The organism is Rhodococcus qingshengii JCM 15477 (assembly GCF_023221595.1).
In the GTDB taxonomy this organism is placed as follows: Bacteria; Actinomycetota; Actinomycetes; order Mycobacteriales; family Mycobacteriaceae; genus Rhodococcus_F; species Rhodococcus_F qingshengii.
The window spans coordinates 3401881-3419957 of the sequence record NZ_CP096563.1; the positions used below are offsets into that span (position 1 = coordinate 3401881).

16 protein-coding genes and 1 pseudogene are annotated in these 18077 nt (G+C 61.8%); 7 read left to right on the forward strand and 10 right to left on the reverse strand.

Annotated features, from left to right (window positions below; genetic code table 11):
- Positions 1 to 91: 91 nt before the first annotated feature.
- The 3 genes and pseudogenes from M0639_RS15555 to M0639_RS15565 all read left to right on the forward strand — a co-directional run bounded on the left by M0639_RS15555 (position 92) and on the right by M0639_RS15565 (position 3991).
- A pseudogene (locus M0639_RS15555) lies at positions 92 to 1032 on the forward strand (DoxX family protein).
- 131 nt (positions 1033 to 1163) lie between these two features.
- A complete protein-coding gene (locus M0639_RS15560; RefSeq protein WP_064074470.1) occupies positions 1164 to 3446 on the forward strand; it encodes a HelD family protein in 2283 nt (760 codons plus the stop codon).
- 83 nt (positions 3447 to 3529) lie between these two features.
- A complete protein-coding gene (locus M0639_RS15565) occupies positions 3530 to 3991 on the forward strand; it encodes a DUF732 domain-containing protein (protein WP_007728747.1) in 462 nt (153 codons plus the stop codon).
- A gap of 1 nt (position 3992) precedes the next feature.
- On the opposite strand, the gene M0639_RS15570 is transcribed toward M0639_RS15565, so the two are convergent.
- From M0639_RS15570 to uvrB, 3 genes are all read right to left on the reverse strand, one after another.
- On the reverse strand, positions 3993 to 4445 hold the full coding sequence (locus M0639_RS15570; RefSeq protein ID WP_003944055.1) for a universal stress protein: 453 nt from the start codon (positions 4443 to 4445) through the stop codon (positions 3993 to 3995).
- A 188-nt stretch (positions 4446 to 4633) separates the two neighbouring features.
- A complete protein-coding gene (locus tag M0639_RS15575; protein WP_007728746.1) occupies positions 4634 to 5509 on the reverse strand; it encodes an SCO6745 family protein in 876 nt (291 codons plus the stop codon).
- 45 nt (positions 5510 to 5554) lie between these two features.
- Complete coding sequence (gene uvrB / locus M0639_RS15580; protein ID WP_007728743.1) at positions 5555 to 7717, reverse strand: excinuclease ABC subunit UvrB; 2163 nt, start codon at positions 7715 to 7717, stop codon at positions 5555 to 5557.
- 86 nt (positions 7718 to 7803) lie between these two features.
- Between uvrB and M0639_RS15585 the strand changes: the two genes are divergently transcribed.
- Positions 7804 to 8322 carry a ribonuclease FAU-1 family protein gene (locus M0639_RS15585; RefSeq protein WP_003944071.1) on the forward strand — a complete coding sequence of 173 codons (519 nt, stop codon included), beginning with the start codon at positions 7804 to 7806 and terminating at the stop codon, positions 8320 to 8322.
- A 4-nt stretch (positions 8323 to 8326) separates the two neighbouring features.
- Here M0639_RS15585 and coaE read toward each other — a convergent pair whose 3' ends face one another.
- Positions 8327 to 9541, reverse strand: coding sequence for a dephospho-CoA kinase (gene coaE, locus M0639_RS15590; RefSeq protein WP_047272286.1), 1215 nt, complete (start codon positions 9539 to 9541; stop codon positions 8327 to 8329).
- Positions 9542 to 9700: 159 nt separating this feature from the next.
- Here coaE and M0639_RS15595 point away from each other — a divergent pair, with 159 nt between their 5' ends.
- Positions 9701 to 9916: a hypothetical protein gene (locus M0639_RS15595; protein ID WP_003944056.1), complete on the forward strand. Its 216-nt coding sequence runs from the start codon at positions 9701 to 9703 to the stop codon at positions 9914 to 9916.
- Positions 9917 to 10095: 179 nt separating this feature from the next.
- Here the strand turns inward: M0639_RS15595 and rpsA are convergent, their stop codons facing one another.
- Positions 10096 to 11583 carry a 30S ribosomal protein S1 gene (gene rpsA / locus M0639_RS15600; protein ID WP_003944095.1) on the reverse strand — a complete coding sequence of 496 codons (1488 nt, stop codon included), beginning with the start codon at positions 11581 to 11583 and terminating at the stop codon, positions 10096 to 10098.
- A 337-nt stretch (positions 11584 to 11920) separates the two neighbouring features.
- Between rpsA and M0639_RS15605 the strand changes: the two genes are divergently transcribed.
- The gene (locus tag M0639_RS15605; protein ID WP_064074472.1) at positions 11921 to 12766 is read left to right on the forward strand and encodes a class I SAM-dependent methyltransferase; all 846 of its coding nucleotides are present in this window, start codon (positions 11921 to 11923) and stop codon (positions 12764 to 12766) included.
- Positions 12767 to 12769: 3 nt separating this feature from the next.
- Here M0639_RS15605 and M0639_RS15610 read toward each other — a convergent pair whose 3' ends face one another.
- The 4 genes from M0639_RS15610 to M0639_RS15625 all read right to left on the reverse strand — a co-directional run bounded on the left by M0639_RS15610 (position 12770) and on the right by M0639_RS15625 (position 16660).
- A complete protein-coding gene (locus M0639_RS15610; protein WP_019748634.1) occupies positions 12770 to 13531 on the reverse strand; it encodes an amino acid ABC transporter ATP-binding protein in 762 nt (253 codons plus the stop codon).
- On the reverse strand, positions 13528 to 14484 hold the full coding sequence (locus M0639_RS15615; protein ID WP_019748635.1) for an amino acid ABC transporter permease: 957 nt from the start codon (positions 14482 to 14484) through the stop codon (positions 13528 to 13530). Before M0639_RS15615 ends, M0639_RS15610 begins: the two co-directional genes overlap by 4 nt.
- Entirely contained in the window at positions 14484 to 15356 is an 873-nt protein-coding gene (locus M0639_RS15620; protein ID WP_024487476.1) for an ABC transporter substrate-binding protein, read from the reverse strand. The genes M0639_RS15615 and M0639_RS15620 overlap by 1 nt, the downstream gene beginning before the upstream one ends.
- A 206-nt stretch (positions 15357 to 15562) precedes the next feature.
- Positions 15563 to 16660, reverse strand: a complete 1098-nt coding sequence (locus M0639_RS15625; protein WP_064074469.1) for an isocitrate/isopropylmalate dehydrogenase family protein — start codon at positions 16658 to 16660, stop codon at positions 15563 to 15565.
- On the opposite strand from M0639_RS15625, the gene M0639_RS15630 reads away from it, so the two are divergent.
- Positions 16626 to 17201, forward strand: a complete 576-nt coding sequence (locus M0639_RS15630) for a 2'-5' RNA ligase family protein (protein ID WP_197486171.1) — start codon at positions 16626 to 16628, stop codon at positions 17199 to 17201. The genes M0639_RS15625 and M0639_RS15630 overlap by 35 nt on opposite strands.
- On the opposite strand, the gene M0639_RS15635 is transcribed toward M0639_RS15630, so the two are convergent.
- On the reverse strand, positions 17146 to 18075 hold the full coding sequence (locus tag M0639_RS15635) for a DMT family transporter (protein WP_064074468.1): 930 nt from the start codon (positions 18073 to 18075) through the stop codon (positions 17146 to 17148). The genes M0639_RS15630 and M0639_RS15635 overlap by 56 nt on opposite strands.
- Positions 18076 to 18077 lie beyond the last annotated feature (2 nt).

Below are 18077 nucleotides of genomic sequence, written 5' to 3' on the forward strand. Positions count from 1 at the left end.
CCGGGTCAGGCGTGCCGGGATCGCCGAACCGGACCAATTCCTTGTGAGATCGCTAGGGTGGAAAACGAACCTACATCGGGAGGCTTGAAACATGCTGGTACGTCGAATTGCTCGTCCACTGCTTTCCACGATCTTCATCGCCGGGGGAATCGATGCTTTGCGCAACCCTGCTCAGCGAGCAGCCAAAGCGTCACCGCTGATCGACAAATCCGTCGAGACGCTGCCAGGAGCAGTGACGCAGAAGGTGCCTGCTGATCCGGAAACACTCGTCAAGATCAACGCCGCCGTCCAGATCGGCGGCGGTGCCCTGCTGGCCACCGGCAAGGCGCCGCGGCTCGCGTCGTTGGTGCTCGCGGGGAGCCTGGTACCGACCACGCTTGCCGGTCACGACTTCTGGAACGAAACCGATCCGTCACTGCGAGCGATGCAGCGCACCAACTTCATCAAGAACGTCAGCTTGCTCGGCGGACTGATGATCGCCTCCGTCGACACCGAGGGCAAGCCGTCGCTCGGCTGGCGCGGCCGTCGCGCCGCGAAGAAAGCCCAGGCGTCTATCGCCGCGGCACTTCCATTGGTCACATCGCAGACCGATCACACGAGCGATCGCGTCGAGCATGCTCTGTCGGTGGCATCCGAACGCGGTTCCGAGCTTGCCGAAACCGCGAAGGCACACGGCACGGATTGGCTCGAACTTGCGAAGGAGCGCAGCTCCGAGTTCGCGGAGATCGCGAGCAAGCGAGCCGCGGAATTCGGAGAGGTCGCCAAGGAACGCGGCCCGGACATCCTCGAAGTCGCGCAGAAGCGCGGCTCCGAACTGGCCGAGACCGCACGCGAGCGCAGCGCCGAACTGGCAGAGCTGGCGAGCTGGCGAGCAAGCGCAGCTCCGAGTTCGCCGAACTCGCGCTCGAAAAGAGCAACGAGTGGGCCGAAACGGCGTCGGAGCAGACCGAGGTGCTGGGTAAGCGTGCCCGAAAGCGCGCCGAGAAGGCGCTCGAAAAGGCTCGCGCCAAGAAGGACGAATTGACGCACTGAGTGCACCGAAAACACGGTCAGGCCACCTTCGGGTGGCCTGACCTGTATCTATGCGGCAGTTCATCTGGGGGAACTAGACTGTCTTGGCGCTTTTGCAGCGCGTGAATTTCTCATCAAGCCTAGGAGATCCTTTGCCCGACGCGGACCCGTCACTGAACGAGCAAGAGCTCGAGCAGCAGTACGTGACGATGTTGTACTCCCGTCTCGACGATCTTCGAAAGTATGCCCAAACTCGCTTGAGCACGGTGCTCCTCGAGACCGGCGGAACCCCGCAAGCACGCAGTGAACGCGAATCCTTCAATGCCATGTACACCGAAGATCTCGCCAAGTACGACGCAGCCGAGAACGGAATGTGTTTCGGACGCATCGACTTCGACGACGAGCGACGCTACGTCGGCCGACTCGGAATTCTGGACACCGACAACGACTACGAAACGCTACTGCTCGACTGGCGAGCTCCGATGGCACGCCCGTTCTATCTGGCGACGCCCGCGGCACCTGAGGGCGTCAAGCGACGACGCCATATCCGCAGTCGGAGCCGAACAGTCACCGGAATCAACGACGAATACCTGGACCTCGACGCTGCCCGAGCCGCCGGCGTGGTGACCGAAGCCGGTGGCGTCGCCGGTGAGAGCGCACTCCTGGACGCTCTGAACGCAGCGCGTACGGGTCAGATGAACGACATCGTCGAGACCATTCAGAGTGAGCAGGATGCCATCATCCGCTCCGAGCACAAGAGCGTTTTGGTCGTCCAGGGCGGTCCGGGTACCGGTAAAACCGCAGTCGCCCTTCACCGTGCCGCCTTCTTGCTCTACACCTACCGTCAGCAACTGGCCAAGGCCGGTGTTCTCATCATCGGGCCGAACGCGACGTTCCTCGACTACATCAGCCAGGTCCTTCCTTCACTCGGTGAGACCGGAGTTCTACTCTCGACGATCGGGGACCTGTACCCCGGAGTGCGTGCGACTCGTACGGATTCCCTCGCCGCCGGTGAGATCAAGGGTTCCCTCGCGATCCTCGACGTGCTCAAGAACGCCGTCCGGGATCGGCAGGAAGTTCCGTCGAAGCCGATTACCCTTCGATTCGACACGTACGACTTGAAGCTGGATCGAAAGACTGTCACGAAGGCGCGCGGGCGTGCTCGGTCGTCGCGTCGCCCACACAACCTGGCGCGCCCGATCTTCGTGGCAGCAGTCATCGAGGCGTTGGCACTGCAGATGGCCGAACTCATCGGCGGAAACCTCGTCGACGGTGGGTCACTCCTCAGTCGGGACGACATCGCCGACATTCGCGACGAGATGCGTGAGGACCCTGACATCATGTCCGCCATCGGAAAGCTGTGGCCCGAATTGTCGCCGCAGCAAATCCTCGCGGAACTGTGGACGTCGCCGGCGAGGTTGGCCAAGGCAGCGCCGCAACTCGACGACGCCCAACGCGACGAGCTTCTGCAGAGCGTCGGACCGGGTTTCAGTGCGGCCGATGCTCCCCTGCTCGACGAACTGGCCGAGATTCTCGGCGTCGACGACGCCGCCGAACGCGAACGCGCACAACGTGAATGGCGCGCGCAGATCGCCGACGCCCAGGGCGCCCTCGACATCCTCACCGGGTCTGCACCACAGGATCTCGAAGACGAGATGGATCCCGAGATCTTGATGGCGTACGACTTGATCGACGCCAGCCAACTCGCCCAACGCCACGATCAGGGCCAGCGCCAGACCACGGCAGAACGCGCTGCCGGCGACCGAACCTGGACCTACGGTCACGTGATCGTCGACGAAGCCCAAGAGCTCTCCGAAATGGCGTGGCGAATGCTGATGCGGCGCATACCGAATCGCTGGATGACGTTGGTCGGCGATACAGCTCAGACCGGTGATCCCGCGGGAACTTCGTCCTGGCAGAAGATTCTCGAGCCTTACGTCGCCAAGCGCTGGAAGCTCACCGAACTGACCGTCAACTACCGAACTCCCTCGGAGATCATGGATGTCGCGCACCGTGTGCTCGAAGAGATCGACCCGGAGCAATCCGTGCCCCGGTCGGTACGCGACAGCGGATTCGCGCCGTGGGCGCTCAAGACCACGGCCGAAGAATTGGAATCGACCGTGCGCCGTTGCATCGAGTCCGAGTCGCATCCCGGTATCACCGCAGTGATCGCCGGTTCCGAGGTCGTTGCCGATCTGGCGGGCATTGCGAGTGACACCGTAAGCGTCCTGTCCGTCAAGGACGTCAAGGGACTCGAGTTCGACACAGTGTTGATCGTCGAACCTGCCGACATTCTCGACGAGTCACCACGCGGAACGAACGACCTCTACGTCGCATTGACCCGCGCTACCCAGAGGCTCGGCATCATTCACGTCGAGTCGCTCCCCTCGGTTCTCGACGGCGTCGAAGCAGCAGAGTTGGCCTTCGATTCGTGAGCATCACGGAGTAGGTTCGTGCGTGACACCACGAATGGTGGTGTCACTCCAATTTGTGTCGACGACTGAAGGAATGACCCCTCGTGCTTGGCCTGCCCGCAAGTTCCGCCGCACCCATCCGCAAGATCGCTCGCGTGGTGATCGGCGTCGGGATGCTTGCGGCGGTGACAGCCGGTTGCTCAGAGGATGATTCGAGTTCGACGGCTGCTGCCGGCAGCGACGACATCGCTGCTGTTGCTGCCGCACCGACAGAAAAACCGGTAGACGAGGCAGATCGGCTGCGGGCGGCGCTTGCGTCTACCGGGGTCACGCCCGCCTTTTCCGACGACATGTTGCAGGCGCTCGGTGACGGCGTCTGCCAGCAGCTCGCGGCCGGAACGGATCGAGCGATGATCATCGCGAATCTGCGGGCGGTATCGCTGAACGGAGCAAGCGAACCAATGGTCACCTCCGGAAACGGCTCGGCCGCATCGACAACACCCCCCAGCGCCGATCAGCTGGCTGAAGTGTTCGTCGATGCGGCCGAGGCCGACTACTGCCGGTAGTTCAGCGAACGGTGTGCACGATCAGGACATCGGACGTCGCCTTGCGAGCGGCATCGGAAGGCACCGATCCGAGTAGACGCCCGGTCAACGTGTTCAATCCGCGATTTCCGACGACCAGCAAGTCGCCCTTCACCTCGTCGAGCAAAGCGAGAAGCGATTCGACGGGAGCGCCGACGACGGCGCGCTCGACAACATCCTTTGCCCCCTGGGCATGTGCGCGCTCACGAGCGGTGCGAAGGATCTCGTAGGTCGGAGCGGAACCGGTGACCTGGTAGGCCTCGTTACCCAACGCATCAGCGGCAGCGCTCACGTCCTTGGGATCAGCCGGGTAGTACGCACACGCGATGACGAGCTGAGCGTCCGAGCCACTGGCAATGGCGGCAGCTCTGTCGACTGCCTTCAGTGACGACTCGGAGCCATCGGTTCCTACGACAACGGTCCGGTAGGCACTCATTCATTCCTCCATGGTTACGGGACGGACGGTACGGCCGGCACCGGGCGCAACGCTGTTGCGCCCGCTCGACAACCGCTGCGCTGACATTAGCGGGATTGTGCCGCGGATAGTGTTATTTGCAGTACACGCCACAAGCCCACAGTGAATGTGATTCTTCGTCACAGACACATTTGTTCGGTGGTGACCACTCAGCGAAGTTTGCCAAAGCGGGGCCCGAACAGCGCCGCCGGAAATACTTCCTGCTCGACCAGGGCGGTACGCCACGGCGTCGCCAATTCCAGCAACCGCTTGGCACCCTCCTCACCCAGCGCATCCCACGGAGCCAAAGCGAGGTCGTCCGTCAGGTCTTCGACGACGTCACGCAAGTCCTGCCCGTCCTCGGTCAGCGCACCGGACGAACGATCCAGCAGTTCGCGGTCCTTCAAACTCTCGACGGCCTCGTCCCACTGTTCCTGCGACCATCCGCGACGAGTCTGCGCGAATTTGCGCTGAAACCCGATTCCCGTCGCGGTGTGCGTGATCAACGCGTCCAGGCCGTTCAATCCCGCGGTCTGAAGGGCCGCAATGTGGCCGTCACCGCGATACTCACGCAGCAGTGTCAGCGCGTGCCAGAAACGCAGGTGCGGCTCGGCCGGCCAGTCGAGCGACGCCCAACCCGCGTACAGAGGGCGGCCGTCCACTCCAGGAATGTTCTGGGCAGCGATCGACACGAGTTCGGCGGCCTCGGCCATGTCCGCCGATCCTGTCACGTCTGCACCGAACAGGCGGACGTACGCCGCGTCGATTGCCCGATACCGCGCGGCGACAACCTCTGTGGGCCTTGCCAATTCCCAGGCACGTGGGATGACACTGGCGATCAATTCAGGATTGAAGTTGAAGAAGGTGGCCGTGACGACAGTCGCGGGTGGAGCGCCGAGCGGAGCTGATCGCCCGGCAAAGTACACCATTCGGCCAGGCTCCAACCCGACGCCGACAAGTTCCTTCTCCGTCTCCGGGACGAAGTACGCCAAGGAATGGAGAAGTTCGAGAGTCCGCGCGGTCTTGCCTGCAGTCTGTGCATCCATACCTGAAACCGTAGCGGTCGAAAGCACGAACGCACGCGAGGCGACCTACTTGAGACCCGCGGCGTCCATTCCTCGAAGCTCCTTCTTCAAATCCGAGATTTCGTCTCGCAATCGCCCAGCCAACTCGAACTGAAGGTCACGTGCAGCGTTCATCATCTGATCGGTGAGTTCCTTGACCAGATCTGCCAATTCGGCCCGAGGCATCGATTTGGTGTCGCGCCCCTCGTACACACCCGCACTGACCGCACGACCGGCCTCACCCTGCGCACGCCGACCACGCGTCGCATTGCGACCCGAACCACCGACGTCCACGGACGCCGCAGTGTCCTCTGCCTCCTCGTACACCTGATCGAGAATGTCCGCGATCTTCTTGCGTAGAGGTTGTGGGTCGACGCCCATCTTCTCGTTGTAGGCGACCTGCTTCTCGCGTCGTCGCTCGGTTTCCTCGATGGCCTGCGCCATGGAAGCGGTGATCTTGTCCGCATACATGTGCACTTGACCGGATACATTTCGAGCCGCTCGGCCGATCGTCTGAATGAGGCTGGTGGAGCTACGTAGGAAACCTTCTTTGTCGGCATCGAGAATCGCGACCAGCGACACCTCGGGAAGGTCGAGTCCCTCACGCAGGAGGTTGATGCCGACCAGCACGTCGTACTCCCCCAGGCGGAGCTGACGGAGCAACTCGACTCGCCGGAGCGTATCGATATCCGAGTGCAGGTAGCGGACGCGAATACCGAGTTCGAGCAGGTAATCGGTCAGATCTTCCGACATCTTCTTGGTCAACGTCGTGACCAGCACACGCTCGTCACGTTCCGCTCGCTCGCGGATTTCGTGAACGAGATCGTCGATCTGTCCCTTGGTGGGTTTGACGATGACCTCGGGATCGATCAATCCGGTCGGGCGGATCACCTGCTCGACGAACTCACCGCCGGACTGACCCAACTCGTACTTACCTGGTGTCGCCGACAAGTAGACGGTCTGACCGATCCGCTGACTGAATTCTTCCCAAGTCAGAGGGCGGTTATCTGTTGCCGACGGTAGCCGGAATCCGAACTCGACCAGGTTTCGCTTGCGCGACATATCGCCCTCGTACATGGCGCCGATCTGAGGAACCGTCACGTGCGACTCGTCGATGACCAGAAGGAAATCTTCCGGGAAGTAGTCGATCAAGGTTGCGGGGGCAGTTCCAGGGCCACGGCCGTCGATGTGGCGCGAGTAGTTCTCGATGCCGGAGCAGAATCCGACCTGTTTGATCATCTCGAGGTCGTACTGCGTACGCATGCGCAGACGCTGAGCCTCGAGGAGCTTGCCCTTGCCTTCGAGCTCGGCGAGTCGCTCTTCGAGTTCCGCCTCGATGTCCTTGGCGGCACGCTCCATGCGTTCAGGGCCGGCGACGTAGTGCGTCGCCGGGAAGATACGAACCGTGTCGACCTGGCGAACGATGTCACCGGTCAGTGGATGGAGGTAGTACAGTGCCTCGATCTCGTCACCGAAGAATTCGATGCGGACCGCCAGCTCTTCGTACGACGGAATGATCTCGACCGTGTCGCCGCGTACGCGGAACGAACCTCGCGTGAACGCCATGTCGTTGCGGTTGTACTGAACGTCGACGAGCAGACGCAGGAACGCATCCCGCGGTACCTCCACACCGACGTCCAGCTGAATCGAGCGATCGAGGTACGACTGCGGTGTACCGAGGCCGTAGATGCACGACACCGAGGCCACCACGACCACGTCCCGTCGTGACAGAAGGCTGGACGTCGCCGAGTGGCGCAGCCGCTCGACATCGTCGTTGACGGACGAATCCTTCTCGATGTAGGTGTCCGTCTGGGCGATGTACGCCTCGGGTTGGTAGTAGTCGTAGTACGAGACGAAGTACTCGACCGCGTTGTTGGGTAGCATTTCCCGAAGCTCGTTCGCGAGCTGAGCCGCCAAAGTCTTGTTCGGAGCCATCACCAGAGCTGGGCGCTGCAGCTTCTCGATCAACCACGCAGTCGTGGCCGACTTACCGGTACCGGTCGCACCGAGGAGGACTACGTCCTTCTCCCCCTCGTTGATCCGTTTCTCCAGCTCGGCGATAGCTGCCGGCTGATCGCCTGCCGGTTCGTACGGGCTGACGACCTCGAAGCGCGCGTCTGAGCGCTCGATGTCACCAACCGGCCGAAACTCGGAATGCGCGACCACGGGATGTTCGGAAGCAAACGCCATGAAACCAGGGTAAGCGCACCTACCGACACAATGCCCGCTCGTCCGCGTTCAGCCGAAAATGCAGTTCGGCGGTAGGTTCTTCGACCATGAGCGAGGAACGTCCCCACATTCACCGGCCGAAGGTCGAAACCTTCGACATCGCAGCTCGCACCAACGTCGATCCCAAGGGCTTCGTTCGCCCGGTCGAGCACTACCGCGAAGAACCGTGGGGGTTGTACATGGCGCGTCACGCCGACCATCCCCGGTTTCACTACCTGGAGTCCTGGATCATTCCCGAACTCGGAATTCGGGCGTCGATCCTGCACTTCACCCCGGAACACATCCGAGACTGGGATTTCTATGTCGACATCGGCGACTTCATCCGCGGCGACCAGGTCTGGACGTCCGAGGACCACTACCTCGACCTGATCGTGCAGACCGGACGCAGCGTCGAATTGCTCGACGTCGACGAATTGCTCGAGGCGAACACCGCCGGGATTCTCGACCCGAAGACGTCAGAGCGTGCGATGCTGAACGCGGCCCGCGCTATCGAGGGCATCGCCGCCCACGGTCACGATCTCGACGCCTGGCTCACCTCGGTGGGCATGCCGGTCACGTGGCGCTGAGTGGTTAGAGGGACCAGCCTGATTTCTCGGCCCACTCCCATGCCCGGTGGAAAGCGGCGTCGAACCACGGCGTCTTGACTCCCAGGTAGGCATCGATCGCAGCGGCGTAGTCGTCGATGCCGGCGGCACTCTCGGCTGCCTTGACCTTGAGTTCGGCATATTCGGCACGCGCCGCTGCGTCGGCGCGAAGCCAGTCACGGAAGAGGATCGCGAACTGCTGACCCGGCCAACCATCCACCCGAATGTGGATGTTCGCGCGGCGCCCTGGATCGGCGCTTCCGTGAATTCGCTTCGCCCACACCGCCGGATCGGTCTCGCCACCGAGGTACGACGGTTTCGGGTCGTCGGCGACGATGTGCTCGATCCGGGGGAACCCGGCAGCGGCCAGATCTTCCGCGAGGTCGTCGGCAACGCCGAGGTGCTCGACAGTGATCTGAATGTCGATCACGTCCTTGGCATCGAGACCAGGCACTGCGGTCGATCCGATGTGATCGATACGGCGCGCACGGTCACCGGACGCCAACGACAACCGGCCGATGATTCGTTCGGCCTGCGCCGGCCACGACGGGTCGGCTGGAGTCAGCTCGGGCAGTGCGCGCACTACCGTGCCCTCGCGGAGGTTCTTCTCGAAGGGAACAAGTCGATTCGCCCACAAGTCGCGGACCACGTCGTCGAGTGAACCCGGCTCTCCGCTGTTGTCGAGCCACACGTCGGCAACAGCACGACGCTGATCGTCATTTGCCTGCGCTGCGATGCGCGCACGAGCGTCGGATTCAGGCATGCCGCGCGAGCCCACCAAGCGCCGAACTCGTTCCTCCTCGTCGACGTAAACGATGACGACCAGATTGAATGCCGGCGCCATCGAACCCTCGACCAACAGCGGAATATCTTGAACGAGCACTGCATCCGACGGCGCAGACGAAATCTGCTCCATCGTCCGCGCACCGATCAGTGGGTGGAGGATGCCGTTGAGAGTTCCGCGTGACGTGTCGTCGGCAAACGCCAACGACGCCAGCGCGGGTCGGTTGAGGCTGCCGTCCTCGGACAGAATCCCGTCGCCGAATGCATCGACCAGAGCGGCAAGTCCCGGAGTACCGGGCTCGACCACTTCTCGGGCGATCAGGTCGGCGTCGACGATGACGGCTCCCAGTTCGCTGAGGATTTTCGACACTGTCGACTTACCGGCTCCGATGCCTCCAGTGAGGCCAACTCTCAACACACTCGACAGTCTCTCATCTCCGCGCCCGAGAGATTCAGACACGCCTACTGATCGAACACGCCGGGGCGTTCGAGGCTCAAATACCACAATTTCGGTGACCGTGCGGTTATGTTCTAGCGAACGCACCTGTACCTGCACCTTCTCGAGAAAGTGGACGCCATGCGAGCAGATCGCGACCATCACGGTCAGCACCGCCTCGGAATGCCGAACGGCGTGCACTGCATAGAGTTTCCCGAAGTTGCTTTTGCCCTGGCAGAGCACCGTCGTACGTGGTTCACGATGCTCGTGAGCCAAGGCCGACACAGCTTCGCGTCGATGCGTAAGCGCACAGCCGAAGCGACCGCCACCTACTGGGTGCCTGCTCCCGCAAACTGAGTTCTCTTCACGAAGTACAAAAAGACCGGCAACCCTTCGGTGCCGGTCATTTTTGTGTTCACTCACTGAATTGATTCTTCGCTCGCAAGTGACACCTGGCAGAGAAAAGAACCCCGCCCCTGCACGTGCAGGGGCGGGGTTCTTCACAGATCTCGCCTGATCAGATCAAGCGGTAATCCTTATGCGTTGCCCGACAGCTTCTCGCGAAGTGCGGCGAGCTGTGCATCGCTGGCAAGCGATCCGCCAGCGGACTCGGCCGGAGCGGAGCCGGCAGCAGCCGGAGCCTCGGCGTCGTCTGCAGCAGCCGTCTCCGAGGAGTAGCCGGCAGCAGCGGTGGCAGCCTCAGCGGCCTCGTCTGCAGCGGTCTTCTCCATCTGAGCGGTGTGCATCTTGTGGCGACGCTCAGCCTCGGCGTAGCGGTTCTCCCACTCTTCACGCTGCTTGTCGAAGCCCTCGAGCCATTCGTTGGTCTCGGGATCGAAGCCCTCGGGGAAGATGTAGTTGCCCTGCTCGTCGTACGAGTCTGCCATGCCGTACTTGGACGGATCGAACTCGGCGTTGTAATCCTCGTTGGCCTGCTTCAGCGACAGCGAGATACGACGACGCTCGAGGTCGATGTCGATGACCTTGACGAGTGCATCGTCGCCGACGCCGACAACCTGGTCCGGAACCTCGACGTGGCGCTCAGCGAGCTCCGAGATGTGAACGAGGCCTTCGATTCCCTCTTCGACGCGCACGAATGCACCGAACGGAACCAGCTTCGTGACCTTGCCGGGCACGATCTGGCCGATGGCGTGCGTGCGGGCGAACTGACGCCACGGATCTTCCTGCGTTGCCTTGAGCGACAGGGAGACGCGCTCGCGGTCCAGGTCGACGTCGAGAACCTCGACGGTGACCTCGGTGCCGACCTCGACAACCTCGGACGGGTGATCGATGTGCTTCCAAGACAGCTCGGAAACGTGAACCAGACCGTCTACGCCGCCCAGGTCCACGAATGCACCGAAGTTGACGATGGAGGACACGACGCCCTTGCGGACCTGGCCCTTCTGGAGCTGGTGCAGGAATTCGCTGCGAACCTCGGACTGAGTCTGCTCGAGCCATGCGCGGCGCGACAGGACCACGTTGTTGCGGTTCTTGTCGAGCTCGATGATCTTGGCCTCGATCTCCTTGCCGACGTACGGCTGGAGGTCGCGGACGCGACGCATTTCGACGAGCGAAGCGGGGAGGAAGCCACGAAGACCGATGTCAAGGATGAGGCCGCCCTTGACGACCTCGATGACGGTGCCCTTGACGGCCTCGTCCTTCTCCTTGAGCTCCTCGATGGTGCCCCAGGCACGCTCGTACTGAGCGCGCTTCTTCGACAGGATCAGTCGACCTTCTTTGTCCTCCTTGGTGAGGACGAGAGCCTCGACCGCATCTCCCACGGAGACGACCTCATTGGGGTCGACGTCGTGCTTGATGGAGAGCTCACGAGAAGGGATGACGCCTTCGGTCTTGTAACCGATGTCGAGCAGAACCTCGTCGCGGTCGACCTTGACGATGGTTCCTTCGACGATGTCGCCATCGTTGAAGTACTTGATCGTGGCATCGATGGCGGCGAGGAAGTCCTCGGCGGAGCCAATGTCGTTAATGGCAACCTGCGGCGAGGTGACGGTTGTGGAGGGCATATGTTGAATTGCTCCGGACGAGTTGTGGTCGGTTGATGGATTTTGTCGGACGAGATGCGCGACTGTGGCGTACAAATGTTGGAAGTACTTTGTGAAGTACTAGATCGAAGTACCCAGCTGCATCAATAACGAACAACCGAATACCGGATCACATTCCACACCGCGGAAGCGCACCGCGAGCTCCCTCGGTCCGACTGATTCCGAGACCTTGGTAAAGATCTCATATAGACAATCGGTCGGATGACAGACACTCGCGTGAGTAAGACTACGCGTCGGCTATCTTGCCGGGCAAACCCGGGTACCCTGCGCCCGCATCACCCGTTCTACTGTGTTGTTCATGTCTGACGAGCGCCATGCCGCTGCCAATTCCATTCTCGGTACCAGCGGCGTCGGCCGAGTCCGTGTCGATTCGAGTTCCAGCGACCGCGCCAGCCGTGCGTGGTGGGACGCCGACGCCGACGATTACCACCGAACCCACGGCGAGTTTCTGGGCGTGAACAGCGCGGAAGGTGAATTCGTCTGGTGCCCCGAAGGGCTGCACGAGGGCGATCACCACTTGCTCGGCGACATAGTCGACAAAGACATATTGGAAGTCGGTTGCGGCTCGGCGCCGTGTGCCCGATGGCTCGCCGGACATGGTGCTCGGGCCGTCGGTCTCGACATCTCGATGGGGATGCTCGCCCGCGGGCAGGACGCGATGAATGCCGGCGGACCGGCAGTCCCGTTGATTCAGGCAAGTGCGGAACTCCTGCCGTTTGCCGGCGGGAGTTTCGACATCGTTTGTTCCGCGTTCGGCGCCGTCCCGTTCGTTGCCGATTCGCAGCGAGTGATGAACGAAGTCGCCCGGGTTCTGCGTCCCGGCGGATCGTGGGTCTTTGCCGTCAACCATCCGATTCGATGGATCTTCCCCGACGATCCCGGGCCGAAGGGCTTGACCGCGACCCTCCCCTACTTCGACCGCACCCCGTATGTCGAGGTCGATGACAACGGAGTCCCCACCTACGTCGAGCATCACCGCACCATCGGCGACCGGGTTCGTGAGATCGTCGCCGCCGGACTTCAGGTGCGCGACATCATCGAGCCCGAATGGCCGGAGTGGTTGGACCGCGAATGGGGACAGTGGAGTCCCCTGCGCGGCCAACTCTTTCCGGGCACTGCAATTTTCAGCGCCGTCAAACCCTGACGGCTACAGCAGCTTCGACAGGAAAGCCTTGGTCCGGTCGTGCTGAGGATTGGCCAGGAGTTCCCGCGGCTCGCCTGCCTCGACCACAACTCCCCCGTCCATGAACACCAACTGGTCGGCGACCTCGCGGGCGAATCCCATCTCGTGGGTGACGACCACCATCGTCATACCTTCTTTGGCCAACTGCTTCATCACGGTGAGAACTTCACCGACCAGTTCGGGGTCGAGCGCGGACGTCGGCTCGTCGAACAGCATGAGCTTCGGGTCCATCGCGAGGGCGCGGGCGATGGCAACTCTTTGCTGCTGACCACCCGACAACTGGGCCGGGTAGGCGTTGGCTTTGGCGCTCAACCCGACCTGATCGAGGAGGTCCTTCGCTCGTTCGACAGCCTTCTTCTTACTGACGCGCTTCACCTGCGTCGGCGCTTCGATGATGTTCTCGAGAGCGGTGCGGTGCGGGAACAGATTGAAGTGCTGAAACACCATCCCGATGTCGCGGCGTTGTTTGGCCGCTGCTCGCGGGTGAAGTTCGTACAGTTTTCCGTTCTTCTCCGAGTAGCCCACCAGGTCGCCGTCGACGTACAGTCGGCCGGCGTTGACCTGCTCGAGGTGATTGATGCAGCGCAAGAACGTCGACTTGCCCGACCCGGACGGCCCGACGAGACACAGGACCTGACCGGGGTCGATTTCGAGCGAAATCCCTTTCAGGACCTCCAATGCGCCGAAGTTCTTACAAACTCGGTCTGCTTTCACCATGGGGGTCATTTGCGTTCTCCTCCGGGGGTATCCGGAAGCGTTTCCACTACCGTAGCTTTTCCTTGCGCGTCGGCCAGTGCCTGAAGTTGGCGTGTGGTCAGTGCTCGGGTTGCGCCCTTCGAATAGTGACGCTCGACGTAGTACTGCCCGATCATGAGCAGACTCGTGATTGCGAGGTACCACGTCGCCGCCACCATCAACAGGGGAATCGGCTCGAAGTTGGCGCCCGAGATATCGCGCGCTCGACCGTACAACTCGAAGCTGTAAGGGACCGCCGTCACGAGCGAGGTGGTCTTGAGCATGCTGATGACCTCGTTACCGGTCGGCGGAATGATGACGCGCATCGCCTGCGGTAGAACGGTTCGTCGCATCGTCTGACTCCACGTCATACCCAATGCAACAGATGCTTCGGTCTGGCCCTCGTTGACCGAACTCACGCCGGCGCGGACGATCTCGGCCATGTAGGCGGCCTCGTTCAATGCCAAACCGATCACGGCAAACAGAAACGCTGCCTGCAAGTCCTGGAGATTGATGTGCGCAAACTGATGTACGAAGGGAATACCGAGATCGATGCTCTTGTAAATCGACGGGAACAGGCCCCAGAAGACCAACTGCACGTAGACAGGTGTTCCTCGAAAGATCCACAGATAGCCCCAAGCCGCGGCGCGAAGCACCGGGTTGGGAGAGAGTCGCATGACTGCCAGAATCACACCGAGGACGATCGCGATCACCATTGCCAGCACCGTCAGCTGGATCGTTGTCCACGCACCAGCGGAGATGCGTTTGTCGAACAGATACTGACCGTAAGTCCCCCATGCAAAGGCTTCGTTGGTCGCCGCGCCGTAAACGAACAGTCCGAAGAGGACCACGACGACGACCGCGGCAATCCAACGACCAGGTCTGCGTAGTGGAATCGCCTTGATCGGCACCGGATCGCCGGTCTCAGTTGTTGTCATGTTCATCAGCTTTCCGCGCCGTTGATCTTGGATACTTCGATGACGCCGGCCTCGACACTCCAGGTCTGCGCGATCTGTTGATAGACACCGTTGTCGATCAGGTACTGCATTGCCTGCTGCAGGGCGGGACCGAGGGCGGAGCCCTTCACGATCGGCCAGCCGTAAGGCGCCGAATCGAAGGGTTCTCCCGCAGCTTCCATCCGGCCCTTGCTCCGTTTGATCGCATAGCCGGTCACTGGTGAATCAGCGGACAGCGCGTCGACTCGACCGAGAATGAGCGCGTTGGCCGCGTCGTCCTGGCTGTCGTACTTGATCTTGTCGATCGGGGGTTTGCCCTCGGCCACGCAGGCCTCGCTCTTGGCAGGCACCTCGTCGATGTCCTCGGTGGTCGTGGTCTGCACCGCCACCCGAAGCCCGCACGCATTGTTCGGATCGACTGGCTTGTCCGGCCGCTGGGCCCACTGGATACCCGCGCTGTAGTACGTGACAAAGTCGACCGTCTTCTCGCGCTCCTTGGAGTCGGTGAACGAAGACATGCCGAGGTCGTAGCTTCCCGACTGAATAGCGGGGATGATCTTGTCAAAGTCGGCTTGGTTGAAGACAGCTTCGACCCCGAGCACGGCGGCAACGGCATTCATCAGGTCGACGTCGAAACCGACGATGTTGCCGTCCGCGTCCTTGAATTCGTTTGGCGCGTAAGGAATGTTGACCCCGACCTGCAGTTTGCCCGAATCCGTGACCTTGGACGGCAGAAGTGCGGCGATCTCGGGCACCTTCTGGACATCAAGTGGCGGCCCTTCCGGAACGAGACCCTCGTTGTTGGTGACACATCCGCCGCACAATGCGACGATCAAGCCCACCAACAGGACTCGCACCACGTTGGCGCGGATACGCCCGCCACTGCTCGAGCCATAACTCACGCCACGTGGCCTTGGTGCCCGTGCGTTTTCATCGACCACGACTCTGCTCTCCACTCGTCGATCGCCGCACTTGCAACGTCCATCCGAAATTCAGTCGAACGGTAGGTTACGGCAGGAGTTCCACCGTCGCCGACTTCGCAAGATTCCGGCCTGTCGTACAAGAATCAGCGACGCAGAGTGTGTGCGTACACGACTTCGGAAAATTCGCTGGTCGATGCCAAACCGCCGAGGTCGGCGGTCGCGATGCCCGACGCGATGGTCGTGCGAACCGCGTCTGAAATGCGGCGTGCTGCCGCAGACAACAACCGATCGCCACGCGCATCATCGAGCCAGTCGAGCATCATTGCACTCGAGAGGAACAGTGCCGTCGGGTTCGCCCGATTCTTCCCGGCGATGTCGGGTGCTGCACCGTGCGCAGCCTGAGCCATGACCTGCGTCTCGGAAGCGTTGATCGACGGCGCGGTTCCGAGTGAACCGGACAGCTCGCCCGCCAGATCCGACAAAATGTCGCCGAACATGTTTTCGGTCACCACGACGTCGAAGTCTCCGCCGCGTCGAACGAGGTGCGCCGCCATCGCGTCGACGTGCTCGTCGTCGACGACTACGTGTGGGTACTCCGCAGCGACGGTTCGGCAGGCGTCACGGAACAGGCCGGTGGTCAGTGTGAGGACGTTGGCTTTGTGGACGATCGTGACGTGATTGCGCCGTCGCGACGCCAACGCGAAGGCAGTGCGTGCGATCCGTTCACACGCAGCGCGGGTGAACACACCGACGGCCAGCGCGATGTCGGGCGTCGGCATGAACTCGCCGCTGCCGACTGCCATGTTCCGATCCGCGTACAACCCCTCGGTGTTCTCGCGGACGATCACCAGATCCATGTCGGGGACCATTGCCTTGACACCGGGGAACGCCGCTGCCGGCCGAATGTTCGCGAACAGCTCGAACTTCTTCCGGATGACGCCGCCGGGTGTGAGTTGTCCGCGAAACCTCTCCGGATAGGACGCACTGTCGTGGGGTCCGAGAATCCAACCCTGCAGCTGCCCCAACCCATCGATGGTCTCGTCGGGAATCGGCGTGCCGTGGCTGTCTATGGCCGTACTCCCGAGCGGAAGCTCGACCCACTCGACGGGCGGAGCATGAACCGCTGACAACGCCGCATCCACGATCTGCCGTGTCGCCGGGACGATTTCGTGGCCGATTCCGTCGCCGTGCATGAGCCCCAGCCGCATGGCCGAAGTACCGATTGCGCTCGCACCTGTCATCAGGCAATCATTGCTCACCATGGTCCAGTCGGTGGAATTGCTCCTCGATCCAGTGAGTGAGTCGGCAGTGCGAGCACAATGGCAGCTACTCGCCGACGCCGGTTTACCGAGTCAGGCCTCTCATCACAGCCCGTCCAACCGTCCGCACATCACGCTGTTCGTCGCCCGTGAGATCCCCGCGGAGATCGACGAACTGTTGAAGCGGCGCTTCTCGGCCCTGGACTTCGAGGTCCGACTCGGTGGCTACGTCGTGTTCGGCGGCAAGCAGATGGTCTTGGCGCGCTCGGTCATTCCTTCGCGCGCACTCCTTCACCTGCACCGAGAAATAGCCGAGTCAACAGTTGGCTCGACGGCACTTCCCGCCCACGTCGAGCCCGGCGCGTGGACGCCTCATGTAACGCTCGCCCGACGCGTCGAACCTGCACGTCTGGGTGAAGCCATCGCCCTGCTGGGCACCGACGTGATTCAAGGGCGCTGCGGCGCGATCAGGCGCTGGGACGGCGAACAGAAGACGGAATGGTTACTGACGCCGCCGCTGTGACAGAGCGGGTTGCACGTCGGGTCACCAGGATTCCCGCGATCACCGCGAGTGCACCAACCGGCTGATTCCAGCCAACGCTTTCGTTCAAGACTATTGCGCCGAGAGCGACGCCCACCACTGGACTGAGATAAGTGACGGTGGACGCCGCAGTCGGCCCCCACTCCTGAACGACATTGGTGTTCCAGATGAATGCGAGCCCGGTCCCCAGTGCGCCCAGAGCGATCATCGACAGGACAATTGCCGGCGTCAGGTGCATCGGTGTATTCGCGATGACCGGTGAGGCCAGAACCATCACGAAAGCTCCGATACTGATCTGTAATAGCGCGACTGTGCGGGTGTCGACGCCGAGAGGAAGCACGAAACGTCTGAGGTAGACAAACGAAATCCCGTACGATGCAGTCGCTCCCAGGCAAGCGACCTGAGAACTGACACTTCCGCCGACGCCGAGATTCCACGGCGCCAATACGATCAGCACCCCACCGAATCCGAGAAGCAACCCCAGCGATTTGTATCGCGTCAGCGTCTCCCCCGGCAGAAAGGCAAGGGAGACAGCCATAGTCATCAGTGGTGTGGTGGCGTTGTAGATGCTCGCGAGTCCCGAGGACATGTTTTGCTCCGCCCAACTGAACAGCAGCCACGGCACGATGCATTGTGTCGCTGCGAGAAAAGCCATGTGTTTCCAGACGCGAAAGTCCCTCGGTAGGCCGATCCGGCTGACCGCTGACACGAGAACCAGCGCGAGCGCACCGAAGACCAAGCGCCACAGAACTACCTGCGTGAAGGACAGACCTTCGAGCCCGATCTTCATGAAGAGGAAACTGGCTCCCCACACCACCGCAGCTGCGGTGTATTGAAAGGCCAGACTTGCCCTCAAAG